Raw genomic sequence first — 15,873 nt, 5'->3', positions numbered from 1 at the left:
AAAAAACCTTATTCGGCTTTTTTTGTCGAATAAGGTTTTTTTTTCAAGAAATTTGTTTAAAATATATGAAAATTGTGGTAAAATATATACCATAATATAGAAATGTAAAACCTAGATTTACATAAAAAAATTAGGGCTGAGGGATACAAATGGTTACAAAAAAGGAGTTTGTATTATTTGGTATAGATCATTATACGAACGTCATCAATGAAATTGTATCGGAGGTAAATAATCATGAATACGACATAAGATTAATTTTAACAGAAGGGATTACAAATGCATTTGTTCATGGGAATGACAGAAACCCGATAGAACCCATCTATTTAAGATATTATTATGATGGAACAATAGCAAGATTTGAATTTAAGAATGGAGGTGCTAAATCCGGACATATCCCTATTCCTAAGGAAATAACAGATGATCAGGTTTTAAATGAGCATGGCAGGGGATTATTTATACTTGGGTGCGTTTCAGATTATATAGAGTTTGCTGATGGTGTTTTAGTGGTAGAAAAGAAAATAAACAGAACTATCAATGAGGGGGAGCATTAATGAAAGTAAGTTTGAAAGCCAAATTATTATTAAGTTTTTTTGTTCTTATTGCTGTACCGGTCGTGATTTTAGGCTACCTATCATATTGTATGACATCTGATGCATTACAAAATACTATTGAGCAAGAATTGAATACTACTACCGGCCAAGCTGTTGAAGCGGTGAACAGAACGGTTGATTCTGTCAAAAAGTATATACAGATAGCAGCTAAAGATGCTGAGTTGATAAGATCTGCAGAAAATGAGGATGGCCGTGATGCGGTTGTTCGTTTTTTATCAAGCATACAGCAGGACAATGCTGAGATTCTTGAAATGGTGATACTTCTAGATAAACAGGGACGGACGGTTCTTAACAATGAAGGAAAACAGTCCAATGTGGATTTGAGAGACAGGGAATATGTCAAAAAAGCACTGCAAGGAGAAACTGTTATCAGTGAGGTAGTGGTATCAAACTTTACCAAACGACCGGTTATCGCGATAGCGCAGCCGTTACTTGAAGGGAGTAGGATCGTAGGGGTACTTGTCGGGAGTGTTAGATTTGAGGTGATCTCCGAGCATGTTGGGGAGATAAAAATAGGTGAGAGCGGATATGGGTATATGATCGACACAAATGGTCTGGTAGTATATCATCCTAATGCCGATAAGATCCTTGTAGAGAATGTTGCAGATACCGATAACACGGAATTGAAAGCGATTGTTGAAAGAATGAAGGCAGGAGAGACTTCTTCAGGATTTTATACATACGAAGGAGTTTACAAGTATGTATCTTTTCAGCCTGCGGGAAACTGGGTGGTAGCTACTACTGCAAATTATAAGGATTATATGGCTTCAGCCTTTGATATAAGAAATAGTACTATAATAATCGCACTGCTTGCAATTATCATTGCGATGGTGATAGCTTATATTATTGCTTCCGGTAATATCATAAGACCTGTCAGAAAACTCCAGATGCTTATGGATAGGGCTGGAGAAGGTGATCTGACAGTTAAATCGGATATACGTACAAAAGATGAGATACAAGCGTTGGGAGATTCCTTTAATACGATGATCATGAATCAGTCTAAGATTGTGCGGCAGGTACGTGAAGGTGCTGTGGAGCTGGCAGCTTCTTCTGAAGAAATGGCAGCTTCTTCTGAACAAGTGAATGCCGCCACCCAGCAAATTGCCGCAAGTATTCATGAAGTCGCGAAGGACTCTTCTAATCAAAACAGCGCTATTATTGAAACTTCTCAAGTACTGGTGCAGCTCTCCAGTTTGATTCAATTGGCTCAAAACAAAGCTGTTATAGCAAATGAGGGATCAAATCATACAATGAATACCGCATTGCAGGGGCGATCAAAGGTAGAGGAAACCGTCAAGGCAATGGACGTTATCAGCTATAATACAAAAGAAACGGTTGAAATATTACAGGCGCTTAGCAGCCTGTCTGAAAAGGTCAGTGGTATCGTTAAAACTATCAATACCATCGCAGAGCAGACAAACTTGCTGGCATTAAATGCTGCAATTGAAGCTGCCAGAGCCGGGGAACACGGCAGAGGATTTACTGTAGTTGCGGAACAGGTACGTAAGTTATCTGATGAATCTAATAAAGGGGCTCATGAAATCGCGGTACTAATCAATGAAATGTCAGCGCAGACAAGTAAAGCGGTGGTGTCAATGGACCATGGAAAACAAGCGGTAGACAATGGCGTCAAAGTGGTTAGCGAGACTGATCAAGCGTTTGTAGAGATTATTGAGGCGGTTAACAAAACAGTGAGCAGCATCAAAGAAATGGTTGAGATTACACAAGATGAAGTAGCAAGTTCTGAGCAAGTCATAAAGCTTATCGATAATGTTGCTACCATAACCGAAGCAACCGGAGCAAACAGTGAACAAGTAGCAGCAGCTACCCAGGAGCAGGCAGCTGCTGTAGAGACAGTAGCCGCAACAGCAGAAGAAACCAGCAGTATGGCAAACACCTTGGAAAGTTTGGTGGCAAAGTTTAAAATACAGGAGGACAACAATGGTAATAACAGCTGAAAACAGGAATGACCGAATAAGAATAAAAGTTCCCCAAAATTTTGCGATAAAAGAGGTGGACCAGTTCAGAAAACAGATGTATGACTTAATAAATGCAGGTGAAAAGGCTTTTGATATTGATTTTTCTCAATGCAGCTTTATTGATAGCGCAGGCTTAGGGGTGTTGATCTCTATTTATAAAAAATGTATGGAAAAGGGAGGGAGCTTAAAACTATACAGCCTTCAGCCGGAGGTAATGCGCATATTTACATTAACACGGCTGGATAAAGTGTTTGAAATATTGCCTCAATGCATTGTGGTAGATTAATTTAAAAAAAGGCCGTCAAGAGCCTGAATTCCATATAAGGAGTGAAGGCTCTCTTTTATATAAGAGTACTGTACAATTTACATAAGAAATAGGGTATAATACTCAATATAGATAAAGAAAGTTATGCTTGTAGTTTTTTTCAAGATATATCATGTTATCAATTATGCTCCTGTAGGGGCGGACGACTCTGTCCGCCCGGTGCAATATTGCGTAATCTGCGGGTGGACAGAGTCGTCCACCCCTACGAAAACTCGCATGATATATAAGTTGGAAAATCAAAGTTCTATATATGGCTATCTACAGGCCATAGGGATAAAGTGTTGGTGAATAAATTTGAAAGAAAAATTGAAAGAATTTTGTAAAGACATAGGGATTGAAGCCGTAGGCATAGCTCCTCCGGGGCCATATCACGATTTAGAAGCCATCTTAACGCAAAGAATAGGTAAAGGCTACTATACTGGTATGGAGGAAAAAGATTTGGAGAAAAGAATCAGCCCCTGCCTTACCATGGAGAATGTTCAATCGGTTATTGTATGCTTGTTTCCCTACCTAACTGATGCAGTAGAGAATTCCAATATATCAAAATATACGTATTCAATAGATTATCATTTGATTATTCAAGAAAAGCTCCAAAAGATCGGTGAGTTTTTAAAAGGGCAGATAAAAGGCTTTGAATACTTGGCCTTTGTTGATAACGGTCCGTTAGTGGATAGATATTTGGCATATATGGCCGGCTTGGGTTATTTCGGATTAAATAACAGCATTATTACAGAAAAATACGGCTCATATGTATTTATAGGATATATTTTAAATAACTATCTCTTTGAGTTTGACAGGCCTTTAGATAAGCAATGTGCGCAATGTGAGGAGTGCTTGAAAAGATGTCCCGGTAACGCTTTGCTGGGAAACTATCAAATGGACCCTACCAGGTGTGCATCCTATATCACTCAAAAAAAAGAAGACCTATCTAAAGAAGAGATTAAGATACTCAAGCGCAGCGGGAAAATATTTGGGTGTGATATCTGCCAGCAAGTATGTCCGCATAATAAGCATGCAGAGAAAACAAACTTAAAAGAGTTTGGACAAGACACTGTCTATAATATTAGTAAAGAGGATGTTGAAAGTTATTCAAACAAAGGATTTAAAAAAAGATATGGAAATAGGGCATTCAGTTGGAGAGGAAAAAAGATCATACTGAGAAATCTTAATGTCATAAATGAAAAAAATAATGATTAATTAACCTGTTCTATTATTTCCCAAGAGGGAAAAGTACATGCCTGTCGAATATAATATATTAGAGATTTTTCCCTATATGTAACGCATTAAAGAAATTACAGTAACGGTAGGTTTGGGGTGGTGTATGTTTCCGTAAGAGACCGTCCACTGTTTGAACGAAGTGAGTTTGGGCGCGTCTCTGAAGGACACATACACCACCTCAAAACCGTTTGCCACTGTAAAAACTTTAATGCGTTATATTATAGTATATTATATTTAGTAAGTAGGTATGTGTGATGGAAGTAAAGAAGATAATCTTTTGCAGCATGATAGGAATCGCTTTTTTGGCTGCCGGTGTGTCTCATTCTTATGCTCAGAATATGCAAGAGACTATTGGCACTGTTCCGGCAGTCAATATAGTTAATGATCAGTCGGATGTTATAAGTGAATCAGAGCTTGAACAAGTTGAGCAGAAGACTGAGGACGTTGGGCATGAGAAACCGGTGCAAGGCGATGAACAATCAAATAAACCGTTGTGGCAAAAGCAAGAGGTACAGTCAGATGAACAATCGGTACAGGAGCAAAAAGATGATATCGGCAGCAAAGGATCTGTTGTAAATCCCTACGTTGCTTACGGGTATGACCAAATGGCTAAGGACGCCCTCCAATTGGAGATACTATATCCCGATATTATCAAGTTGGACAGCATTGGGCAGTCGGTAGAAGGTCGAAACCTGTTGCTCATAAAATTAGGGAAGGGCAGTAGGGAAATATTATTATGTGGCAGCCATCATGCTAGAGAATATATTTCTTCCTCCTATCTTATGAAAATGGTAGAAACTTATTCGTCTTACTATAAAGATGTTAAAGACTTCGGTGAATACCATGTGAAGGATTTGTTGGATGAGGTTACATTATATATTGTTCCTATGGTCAATCCCGACGGTGTGAATTTGGTGCAAAATGGAATTGATGCAGTCAAAGATGCTGAAAAAGTAGCAGCAATGACGATGCTGCAGCCGCACTACTCACAATGGAAAGCCAATATTAACGGCGTTGATTTAAATAGACAGTATCCTGCGGAATGGGAAGTTAAGAAAAGCAATACCCATGTGCCCAGCTCTGAAATGTTTAAGGGATATAGCCCAGCATCGGAACCTGAGGTGCAAGCAATGATGGCACTTAGCCGACAGCATGAATTTCTTTTGGCTGCGTCTTTTCATTCGAAAGGAGAAGTCATTTACTGGGCCGATAGCGGAACTTACAAAGAGATTCCTTCAGCGGAAAAAATTGCAGACAGCATTTCAAAGCTTACCGAATATAAGAAAATGCCTGTATCACAAGACCCTGCAATTTATGGGGCAGGCTATGAAAATTGGTTCAGACTTGAATTTAAAAGACCGGCATTCTGTATAGAGTTAACCCCATTTAATAATACCGATATACCTCATGCCGACGAGAAGTTTGATAGTCTGGTATGGAATAAAGGGAAGTATATGGGTTTGCTGCTTATGCAAGAAGCGATAGATCTACAGAATTGATGGTATAAATTACTAATCTGGTATGATATAATAAGGATAAGGCAATCACTTATTTTACAATATTGAAGGAGCGATAAGATGAAATTCGTATTTAATCACAACAATATTAATGTATTGGACCTTGAAAAAAGTCTTGCTTTCTATAAAGAAGCTTTAGGATTGGTAGAAACAAGGCGTAAAGAAGCTGCTGATGGAAGCTTTATACTAGTTTTTCTAGGCGATGAAACTACTCCACACAAGTTGGAATTGACTTGGCTGAGAGACAGAAAAGAACCGTATAATCTTGGAGACAATGAGTTCCACATTGCATTTACCGCGGATGACTTTGACGCGGCACATGAATTACATAAAAAAATGGGATGCATTTGCTATGAGAACGAAGCGATGGGAATATATTTTATTAATGATCCTGATAATTATTGGCTTGAGATCGTACCTAAAAGATAAGAGAAGAGTAAGATACTCTTCTCTTTTTGTTCTTCTGAATTTCTTCATAAAATCTTCACAACTTGCTGGTATAATGATATCACCATAATATCGGCTTTAAAGCCGTCAGGGAGGATTTGTATGCCGCAAAGAGTGATTCAGAAGACGTTTATGATTGATGGGATGACCTGCACCAGTTGTGAAATGAGGATAGAGAATAGCCTTAAAAAAATAGATGGGGTAATATACGTGAAGGCTGCTTTCAGCAGTTCCAGAGTGGATATTAGTTATGATGCGGATAAAGTAGACCTTGCTAACATTATAAGTGTTATAGAAAAACTGCATTATAAGGTGAAAGAGAATGGTGTGTCTGCAGTCGGTAGGAACGGCAATGCTGGAAACCCGGCGGATGATAGAATGAAAATTAGTCATCTCTTAGGGATTGGGATATTATTATTAGCTGCATATACAATCATTAATAATACGGTAGGGTTCAATTTTATTCCGGAAATTGATCAGTCTATGGGGTATGGTATTCTTTTTGTGGTAGGTATATTAACATCGTTACATTGTATAGCAATGTGCGGCGGAATTAATTTATCCCAGTGTGTTGCTTATCACACAGGCAATGAGAAAGGAAACCTTACAAAGCTAAAGCCAAGCTTGTTATATAATTCAGGAAGAGTGGTATCCTATACTTTAATAGGCGGGATTGTTGGAGCATTAGGGTCGGTGGTGAGTTTCTCCGGAACGGCAAAAGGGATTGTTGCTGTGGCTTCCGGTGGATTTATGGTGATTATGGGATTGAATATGCTGAATATTTTTCCCTGGCTTAGAAAACTGAACCCGAGAATGCCTAAATTTTTCGGTAATAAGATATATAATAATAAAGGAAATTACGGACCATTTTATGTGGGACTATTAAATGGGTTGATGCCTTGCGGGCCGCTTCAAGCCATGCAGTTATATGCTTTGGGGACGGGGAGTTTTGCGGCGGGCGCGTTGTCCATGCTTATGTTCAGCGTTGGCACGGTGCCGCTTATGTTTGGGTTTGGGGCAATCAGTTCCTTCTTAAGTGGCAAATTTACAAATAAGATGTTAAAAGTAAGCGCCGTCCTCGTAATGATCCTGGGAGTCATTATGTTAAATAGAGGGTTAAGCCTGTCCGGTATTTCCGTTGCATTTGCAGCACCAAAATTAGCAAATGTGGCAGTTGTGGAAGGAGATGTACAGCTAGTAACAACTACACTGCAATCAAGACGGTATTCGCCAATTATCGTACAAAAAGGGATTCCTGTAAAATGGACCATTCAAGCAGATGCGAACAGCATAAATGGATGTAATAGCCCTGTGACTATTCCAAAGTATGGTCTTCAAAAAACACTTGTACCGGGAGATAATATTATTGAATTTACGCCGGATGAAGAAGGAAATATACCATACACTTGTTGGATGGGGATGATTACAAGTAATATCAAAGTTGTGGATGATATCAGCAAGGTATCCGATGCTGATATTCAGCAGGCTAAAGAGAGCGGAGGGGCAGGATTGTTTGGAGGAGGCGGATGCTGCTCAGCCGGCAGTTCGGCAGAAAAGTTTGCCAACGGTAATATACCCACCGATGAAATTGCCATAGGAGAAATCAATGATGGTGTACAGAATGTAAGCATTGCTATCAATGATGAAGGGTTTATTCCGGCTGTTGTCATACTTCAAAAAGGTGTAAAAACGAAGTGGAATATCAATGGAGAACAGCTGAATTACTGTAACAACCGCTTGATTTTTCCGGAGTACAATGCCAACATTAGTTTAAAGGATGGAGAAAACGCCATAGAGTTCACTCCGGAAGCGGATTTTACTTTTAGCTGCTGGATGCGAATGCTGAATGGCTACGTTAAAGTAGTGGACGATGTGAATAATATTAATATTGAAGAGATAAAAAAAGAGATAGAACAGTTTCAGCCTGTGGGTGGAACAGGCGGCTGCTGTGGTTGAAGAGCAAGTCTTAAGGTTCGGATGGGGGAATACTCTGTCCGAGCCTTAAAAAGCGTTATGTGAGAAATGAGGGAGGAAACAGTATTGAGCAGTAAAAAGATTCTTGTAGTAGATGATGAACCGAAGATTGTTGAAGTTGTTAAATCCTATCTTGAAAACAGCGGTTTTGATGTTTATGAAGCATATAATGGGAATGATGCTCTCTCAATTTTTCAAAAGGTCCATCCATCTTTAATTATCCTGGATTTGATGCTGCCGGATGTTTCAGGGGAAGAGATTTGTACAGTGATTCGAAAACAGTCACGTGTACCTATTATGATGCTTACAGCCAAGATTGACGAAGAAGATATATTGAAAGGATTGGATATAGGGGCTGATGATTATATCACTAAGCCGTTCAGTGCAAGGCAGTTAGTAGCCAGAGTGATCGCGCTGCTGCGCAGAAGCGGTGAAGAACCGATGCCGCTTTTTAATGTACTATCATTTAACAATGATGAGCTGATTATTGATAATATCAGGCATGAAGTCAGAAAAGACGGCAGCCTGGTGAATCTGACTCCAAAAGAATATAAATTGTTAGCGGTATTGGTGAAGTACCCTTCGAAAGTATTTACCCGGGAAGAACTGATGAATATGGCTTTAGGGGAAGATTACGACGGATATGACAGGACAATAGACACACATATAAAAAACCTAAGACAGAAGTTGGAGAAAAACACACGGAATCCTAGATATATCCTAACAGTACACGGTATTGGGTATAAATTTGGGGGTGGATGATCGCATGACAATGAGTTTACGAACAAAATTATCATTGGCTTTTGTGTTGATTACGGTGACGCTGGTACTTTCTATTGGTGTATTGGCAAATTTTTTGCTTGAAAAGAATTTCAGGGAATATGTGATTGAAAATCAAAAGAAAAAAAATACTGAAGTAGTAATGCGTATTAGCCAGCAATACACCGATAGTAATAAGTGGCGAATGGATGTCATTGAAGCCATCGGCATAAGTAGTTTGGAAGAAGGGCTCATTTTAAAAATCAAAGGTTCGCAAGGCGATGTTATTTGGGATGCCACCCAGCACAACAGTGGTTTATGCCAGCAGATGATCTACCACATGGCTAGAAACATGATGAGCAGATATCCTAATTGGCAGGGAGGATATGTTGTGGATGAATATCCTGTGATGAGAAAGCTTACCCAGGTAGGAAGTGTTGAAATAGGATATTATGGTCCCTTCTATTTTACAGATAGTGACCTTCATTTTATTAATGATTTAAATATCGCATTACTGTGGATCACTCTTTTTGCACTTACTATCTCACTTTTATTTGCGGCAGTGATTTCAAAAAAGCTGAGTTTACCTATTACAAGAGTGATTCATGATGCACAAATGATCGCAAAAGGAGACTATACACTAAAAAGTGCAGAACGTTCAAATACAAAGGAAATTCGGGATCTTACAGCAGCAGTGAAAGATCTGGCAAAAACCCTTGAGGTACAGGAAAATTTGCGGAAAAGGTTGACTGCGGATGTTGCGCATGAACTGCGAACACCCATGACCACGCTGCAAAGTCATATAGAAGCGATGGTAGATGGCATATGGAAGCCGACAGTAGAAAGATTAAAGAGCTGTCACGAAGAAATCATAAGAGTAAATAAGATGATCGGTGATCTGCATCTTTTGGCTAAGTTTGAAGGGGAACAGCTTCCCCTGAATCAAAGTACATTTGATGTTGGAGATATGATACATTCAATCATTATAAATTTTCAAGGCCAGTTTAGAAATAAAGGTATAAACATTGAGTATACCCAACGGAAACAAATGATCCACGCTGACCCGGATAAAATGAGACAGGTTCTTGTCAATTTGCTTTCTAACGCATTGAAATATACACCGAAAGAAGGGAAGGTATTTGTTGATGTTGAAAGCAACAAAGACATGGTAGAAATTATCGTTAAAGATACCGGACAGGGAATTGGGCAGGAGGATTTGCCGTATATTTTCGAAAGGTTCTATAGAGCGGACAAATCCAGAAATAGAATGACCGGTGGCTCAGGGGTAGGGTTAACAATTGCAAAGGCAATCGCTGAAGCCCATGGCGGCAGGATAGAAGTTAAGAGTGAAATGAATATAGGAACCGAATTTAAAGTAATATTACCAAAGTAGAATACAAAATTCATCATGTTTAGGTGATAAAAATATATGAGAGTGTCATAAAACTACTTTTTAAGTAGTTTTTGATACTCTCTATTTGTTTAAAATAAAAATAGCCACAAAATTACGGATAATACTTTCATTTCCTAGTATATAGGATGATTCCAAGCATTTTTTAACAAGCATTTCGATTTTAAGGTTTTTTTCATATTATTTAAAATGTAGGACGACCTGTGGTCGTCCGCAAATACTACTATTATCGTAAATATGTACAAAATTATTATTGACGTATATGACATTAAATGATATTATTTAATTAATAAATGATAAATGTTAACATTTAAATGAAATAAAATAACAGAACCTATCGCTTGTTGTTTACAAATCAATTAATAATCTTTTAACGGGAGGTCAATATGGCTACAGTAGTAATTATGCCCAGACAAGGTCAATCGGTAGAAAGCTGTATTATAGCAAAATGGTACAAGCAAAAAGGGGAGCCGGTTGAGGTTGGAGAAGTTCTATTTTCATATGAAACAGATAAGGCGAGCTTTGATGAAGAGGCGAAGGTCAGCGGAACTCTTCTTGATGTGTTTTTTGAAGAAGGAGACGATGTCCCTTGTTTAATGAATGTTTGTGTAATAGGAAATGAGGGTGAAAGTACCGATGAATTTAATCCTAATGCGCAAGCCGTTGCAGAAGAAAAAGCAGTAACTCCATCAGAACAAAGCCAAGCGGAAGTGAAGGTTGAGGAAAAAGCTGAATCTGCAAACCAAGATATTATATCTATGGCTGTAGATACAGGAGATAAGATTAAGATATCTCCCAGAGCAAAAAATCTTGCAGAAAAAACAGGGGTGGACTACCGCTATGCTTTACCAACAGGTCCTAACGGTAGAATTATTGAGCAGGATGTTATAACTCTCAAAGAGTCCGGTTATGTAATGACGGGCGCGGCAAGAGATGAATTTATGAAAGCCGGCGCGGGACAAATGCCGCAAGGTACCGGATTAGGCGGAAGAATTACAACCGGAGACCTGAGTGCAGTGCCTGCTAATACAGATGCAGTTCAGGCTGAACAATCTCAGCAGCCTCTTTACGAAGAAGTGAAGCTTACAAATATCAGAAAGGTGATTGCGAAAGCAATGCATCATTCCATCACTTCTACTTGTCAGCTTACTTTGAATGCTTCCTTTGATGCAACGGATATCCTTAATTTCAGGAAGAAGTTAAAAGAAGGCAAGGACAGGCTGGGACTTGAGAATATTACGTTAAATGATATTATTCTATATGCGGTTTCAAGAACGTTGATGAGTCATAAAGATCTAAACGCGCATTTTCTGGATGATAAAATGTTATACTTCAGAAATGTAAATCTGGGTGTTGCTGTGGATACTGAAAGAGGGTTGATGGTACCTAATATATTCAATGCAAACCTGAAATCATTAAATGAAATATCGAAAGAGACTAAGAAATTGGTGAAAGACTGCCAGTCAGGAACCATCAATCCGGATGTGTTAAAGGGAGGAAGCTTCACGGTGACCAATCTTGGAACATTGGATGTTGAAAGCTTTACGCCTGTACTTAATCCGCCGCAGACCGGAATACTGGGTGTAAATACCATCGTACAGAAAGCAAGAGAGGTTGACGGAGAGTATGAGTTCTATCCGGCAATGGGATTATCCCTTACTTTTGACCATAGAGCACTGGATGGAGCGCCTGCGGCAAAATTCCTGCAGGAATTGAAGAAGAATCTTGAAAACTTCAGCATTATGTTGGTGAAGTAGGAAGAGGTGATACTGTGACATACGATTTAATTGTTATTGGCGGAGGCCCGGCGGGCTATTTGGCTGCTGAAAGAGCAGGCCATGCCGGTTTGAGCACATTATTAATTGAGAAAAGGTCGGTTGGAGGCGTTTGTTTGAACGAAGGCTGCGTACCTTCCAAAGCACTTCTGTACTCAGCCAAGGTTTTTGATAATGCCCGCCACGGAGCAAAATATGGTGTTATTGCGGGAAAGGTAACACTTGACCACGCTGCCGTGATGGCGAGAAAGAACAAAGTTATTAAAACCCTTGTAACCGGGGTGAAGGGAAAACTTAAGAAAAACAAGGTAGTAGTAGTTGACGGTATAGCAGAAATTACCGGTAAAAATACCGAAGGATATGAGGTAAAGGTAGACAAAGACACCTACAGCGGCAAGCGCTTATTAATAGCAACAGGTTCAGCCCCTATTGTTCCGCCTATTCCGGGAGTGAAAGAAGGAATCGATAATGGCTATGTGCTTACCAATAGGGAAGTCCTCGAATTAAAGGAAGTGCCTAAATCATTAGTGATTGTGGGCGGCGGAGTGATTGGTCTTGAAATGGCTTCCTATTACAACTCTGCCGGAAGCAGCGTTACGGTGATTGAAATGCTGAATAAAATTGCAGGTCCTACTGATGGAGAAATTTCCGAAATCCTAATGAAGAATTATGAGAAAAAAGGTGTAGCGTTCAAGTTGGGTTGCAAAGTGGTTGAAGTGAAACCGGGTGCCGTTGTATATGAATCCAATGGACAGACCTTCACTGTTGAAGCCGATAAGGTATTGCTAAGTATTGGCCGGAGACCGGTCACCGAAGGTCTAGGATTAGAAAAAATAGGAGTACAAACCGAACGGGGTAGCATCAAGGTGGATGAACGGGGAAAGACAAACATTCCGGAAGTGTATGCTGCCGGTGATGTAAATGGAACTTCCATGTTGGCCCATACCGCGTATCGTGAAGCGGAAGTGTGCATTAACACGATACTGGGTAAAAAAGATATCATGAGATATAACGCCATCCCTGCGGTTATCTATACCAATCCTGAAGTGGGTTGTGTAGGTGAAACAGAAGAAACAGCGAAGCAGAAGGGCATTGAATTTGAGGTTGCGAAACTTTCCATGATGTACAGCGGCAGGTATGTAGCTGAAAATGAAGGTGGAGACGGCATATGCAAGGTGCTCATCGATAAGAAACACAGAAAGCTGATCGGTGTGCATATGATCGGAAATTATGCATCCGAAATCATCTACGGCGCAGGCTTGATGATAGAGACCGAGATGAGAGTCAACGATATTAAAGAATTGGTATTCCCGCATCCGACGGTATGCGAAATCATAAGAGAAGCCATTTTTGAATTTTAAAGGGGGATAATAAAATGCCAAAATCACTATATATTGATCCAAATGAAGTCAGAAAAAGCGGATGGGTGAAATTTAATGACATCCCGGTAAATCAATACAATAAAAGTATTGATGAAGAAAAAGACAATTTCTCTACAGAAGATTTCTTAAGAATATACAGAGATATGACCATTATACGTGAATTTGAAAGTATGATCAATATCATCAAGACTACCAGTGAGTATAATGGAATACAATACAATCATCCGGGACCTGCCCATTTGTCAATCGGTCAGGAAGCCTCTGCCGTAGGTCAGGCATATATCCTGGATAAGGATGACTATATTTTCGGTTCTCACAGAAGCCATGGAGAAATTCTTGCAAAAGGTCTTTCAGCAATTGAAAAGCTTAGTGATAAAGAACTGATGGAAACCATGGAAAAGTATTTTGATGGTGCTATCCTCAAAGTGGTGGAAGGAAAACAAAAGAATAAGAACGATGTAAAGGAATTGGCAGTAGACTTTTTAGTTTACGGTACCCTTGCGGAAATCTTTGCCCGTACAACAGGATTCCATAAAGGATTAGGCGGATCCATGCACGCGTTCTTTACGCCTTTCGGTATTTACCCTAATAACGCGCTGGTAGGCGGTTCCGGAGATATTGCGGTAGGTGCTGCGCTTTACAAAAAGGTAAACAAGAAAAAAGGTCTTGTTATTGCAAACATCGGAGATGCTGCCATGGGCTGCGGTCCTGTATGGGAAGGTCTATGTATGGCTGCAATGGATCAGTATAAGACGCTTTGGGAAGGCGAGCATCAAGGAGGACTTCCTTTTATTCTTAATTTCTTCAATAACCAATATGGTATGGGCGGTCAGACTGCCGGAGAAACCATGGGTTATAATATCCTTGCAAGAGTGGGTGCAGGTGTAAATCCTGAGCAAATGCACGCAGAACGCGTTGACGGATACAATCCGCTGGCAGTGATCGATGCAATGAAGAGAAAGAAAAAGATACTGGAAGAAAAAAGAGGTCCGGTATTAATGGATACTCTGACCTACAGATTTACAGGACATTCACCATCGGATGCTTCCAGCTACAGAACAAAAGAAGAGATCGAAGCATGGATGGAGCATGACCCGCTCATCACCTTCAAAAAAGCATTGATAGACGCAAAAGTCGGCAAAGAAGATAAATTCGCTGAAATACAGGAAAGCACTGTTGAATTAATTACAAAGATCTGTAAATTAGCAACCGATGACAGTGTATCCCCTAGAATGAATATGGTTGAAAAACCAAGACAGATTGAAGAGCTGATGTTCTCCAACGAAAAGATAGAAAAAATGGAAGACCGTGAATGTGACGTACTCATGTCGAAAGAGGAGAATCCAAGAGTACAGCAGATCGCCAGAAAGATCAGAGTAGGTGTACAAGATGGAAACCCGGTTTCCAAGAATAAGATGTATCAATACAGAGATGCGATTTTTGAAGCAATGATCGATAAATTCTATACCGATCCTACACTCATCGCTTATGGTGAGGAAAACAGAGACTGGGGAGGCGCCTTTGCGGTATATAGAGGACTTACGGAAGCACTGCCATACCATAGACTATTTAACTCCCCGATTTCAGAAGGTGCCATCGTCGGTTCAGCGGTAGGTTACGGCATGTGCGGCGGAAGAGCGGTAGTAGAACTGATGTATTGCGATTTCCTTGGAAGATCCGGTGATGAAATATTCAACCAGCTTTCAAAATGGCAGTCCATGAGTGCCGGAGTTTTAAAAATGCCGGTGGTTGTAAGGGTATCTGTAGGATCAAAATACGGTGCGCAGCATTCTCAGGATTGGACTTCTCTCTGTGCGCATATCCCGGGTCTGAAGTTGGTATTCCCGGCTACACCTTATGATGCAAAAGGCTTAATGAACAGCGCTTTGGCAGGAACTGATCCGGTGATATTCTTTGAAAGCCAGAGACTTTATGATATAGGAGAATTATTCCATACGGAAGGAGTACCGGAAGGGTACTATGAGGTTCCTATCGGTGAACCTGATGTGAAAAAAGAAGGGAAGGATATCACTATCCTGACCATAGGCGCAACTTTGTATCGTGCGTTGGATGCAGCAAAGATATTGGAAGAAAAGTATGGAATATTTGCTGAAATTATTGATGCAAGATCTATTGTTCCGTTTAATTATGAAAAAGTGATTGAATCGGTAAAAAAGACCGGACGAATTCTTTTAACCAGTGATGCTTGCGAACGTGGTTCACACCTGAAAGACATGGCGCAGACTATCAGTGAACTTGCATTTGACTATCTGGATGCGCCACCGGTAGTTGTGGGAGCGAGAAACTGGATCACTCCGGCCTTTGAATTAGAGGAATACTTCTTCCCGCAGCCGGAATGGATCGTGGATGCTATTCATGAAAAAATACTACCGCTTAAAGGTCATGTAGCGAATAATAACTTTACATCCAATGAACAGATCAGAATCAACAAACTGGGTGTATAAATAATTGCCT

The 15,873-nt window shown here is 39.9% G+C and carries 12 protein-coding genes; all 12 read left to right on the top strand.

Annotated elements, in window-relative coordinates; all coding sequences use genetic code 11:
• The first annotated feature begins 149 nt into the window (after positions 1-149).
• On the top strand, positions 150-551 hold the full coding sequence (locus QKW49_RS12950) for an ATP-binding protein (RefSeq protein WP_282867984.1): 402 nt from the start codon (positions 150-152) through the stop codon (positions 549-551).
• Positions 551-2,569 (top strand): methyl-accepting chemotaxis protein, encoded by a 2,019-nt coding sequence (locus QKW49_RS12945; protein ID WP_282867983.1) that lies wholly within the window; start codon positions 551-553, stop codon positions 2,567-2,569. The genes QKW49_RS12950 and QKW49_RS12945 overlap by 1 nt, the downstream gene beginning before the upstream one ends.
• Positions 2,553-2,876, top strand: a complete 324-nt coding sequence (locus QKW49_RS12940; protein WP_282867982.1) for an STAS domain-containing protein — start codon at positions 2,553-2,555, stop codon at positions 2,874-2,876. Before QKW49_RS12945 ends, QKW49_RS12940 begins: the two co-directional genes overlap by 17 nt.
• A 333-nt stretch (positions 2,877-3,209) precedes the next feature.
• Positions 3,210-4,112, top strand: a complete 903-nt coding sequence (queG, locus tag QKW49_RS12935) for a tRNA epoxyqueuosine(34) reductase QueG (RefSeq protein WP_282867981.1) — start codon at positions 3,210-3,212, stop codon at positions 4,110-4,112.
• Positions 4,113-4,387: 275 nt separating this feature from the next.
• A complete protein-coding gene (locus QKW49_RS12930) occupies positions 4,388-5,632 on the top strand; it encodes a M14 family zinc carboxypeptidase (protein ID WP_282867979.1) in 1,245 nt (414 codons plus the stop codon).
• A gap of 78 nt (positions 5,633-5,710) precedes the next feature.
• Entirely contained in the window at positions 5,711-6,079 is a 369-nt protein-coding gene (locus tag QKW49_RS12925; RefSeq protein WP_282867978.1) for a VOC family protein, read from the top strand.
• A gap of 120 nt (positions 6,080-6,199) precedes the next feature.
• Positions 6,200-8,053: a sulfite exporter TauE/SafE family protein gene (locus QKW49_RS12920; RefSeq protein WP_282867977.1), complete on the top strand. Its 1,854-nt coding sequence runs from the start codon at positions 6,200-6,202 to the stop codon at positions 8,051-8,053.
• A gap of 66 nt (positions 8,054-8,119) precedes the next feature.
• Complete coding sequence (locus QKW49_RS12915) at positions 8,120-8,833, top strand: response regulator transcription factor (protein ID WP_282867976.1); 714 nt, start codon at positions 8,120-8,122, stop codon at positions 8,831-8,833.
• A 4-nt stretch (positions 8,834-8,837) separates the two neighbouring features.
• Positions 8,838-10,223 carry an ATP-binding protein gene (locus tag QKW49_RS12910; RefSeq protein WP_282867975.1) on the top strand — a complete coding sequence of 462 codons (1,386 nt, stop codon included), beginning with the start codon at positions 8,838-8,840 and terminating at the stop codon, positions 10,221-10,223.
• A gap of 404 nt (positions 10,224-10,627) precedes the next feature.
• Positions 10,628-11,998 (top strand): dihydrolipoamide acetyltransferase family protein, encoded by a 1,371-nt coding sequence (locus QKW49_RS12905; protein WP_282867974.1) that lies wholly within the window; start codon positions 10,628-10,630, stop codon positions 11,996-11,998.
• A gap of 14 nt (positions 11,999-12,012) precedes the next feature.
• On the top strand, positions 12,013-13,377 hold the full coding sequence (gene lpdA / locus QKW49_RS12900; RefSeq protein WP_282867973.1) for a dihydrolipoyl dehydrogenase: 1,365 nt from the start codon (positions 12,013-12,015) through the stop codon (positions 13,375-13,377).
• A gap of 14 nt (positions 13,378-13,391) precedes the next feature.
• Positions 13,392-15,863, top strand: coding sequence for an alpha-ketoacid dehydrogenase subunit alpha/beta (locus tag QKW49_RS12895; protein WP_282867972.1), 2,472 nt, complete (start codon positions 13,392-13,394; stop codon positions 15,861-15,863).
• Positions 15,864-15,873 lie beyond the last annotated feature (10 nt).

The sequence above is a fragment of the Petroclostridium sp. X23 genome, assembly GCF_030013905.1.
Lineage (GTDB): Bacteria > Bacillota > Clostridia > SK-Y3 > SK-Y3 > X23.
Note: the sequence above shows the minus strand (reverse complement) of the source record. Positions and strands in the feature narration are given on the sequence as shown.

Excerpts from the sequence above, each read along its gene's own strand:
- QKW49_RS12950 (WP_282867984.1), top strand. The coding sequence starts at position 150 with ATGGTTACAAAAAAGGAGTTTGTATTATTTGGTATAGATCATTATACG.
- QKW49_RS12945 (WP_282867983.1), top strand. The coding sequence starts at position 551 with ATGAAAGTAAGTTTGAAAGCCAAATTATTATTAAGTTTTTTTGTTCTT.
- QKW49_RS12940 (WP_282867982.1), top strand. The coding sequence starts at position 2,553 with ATGGTAATAACAGCTGAAAACAGGAATGACCGAATAAGAATAAAAGTT.
- QKW49_RS12930 (WP_282867979.1), top strand. The coding sequence starts at position 4,388 with ATGGAAGTAAAGAAGATAATCTTTTGCAGCATGATAGGAATCGCTTTT.
- QKW49_RS12925 (WP_282867978.1), top strand. The coding sequence starts at position 5,711 with ATGAAATTCGTATTTAATCACAACAATATTAATGTATTGGACCTTGAA.
- QKW49_RS12920 (WP_282867977.1), top strand. The coding sequence starts at position 6,200 with ATGCCGCAAAGAGTGATTCAGAAGACGTTTATGATTGATGGGATGACC.
- QKW49_RS12915 (WP_282867976.1), top strand. The coding sequence starts at position 8,120 with ATGAGGGAGGAAACAGTATTGAGCAGTAAAAAGATTCTTGTAGTAGAT.
- QKW49_RS12910 (WP_282867975.1), top strand. The coding sequence starts at position 8,838 with ATGACAATGAGTTTACGAACAAAATTATCATTGGCTTTTGTGTTGATT.
- QKW49_RS12905 (WP_282867974.1), top strand. The coding sequence starts at position 10,628 with ATGGCTACAGTAGTAATTATGCCCAGACAAGGTCAATCGGTAGAAAGC.
- QKW49_RS12895 (WP_282867972.1), top strand. The coding sequence starts at position 13,392 with ATGCCAAAATCACTATATATTGATCCAAATGAAGTCAGAAAAAGCGGA.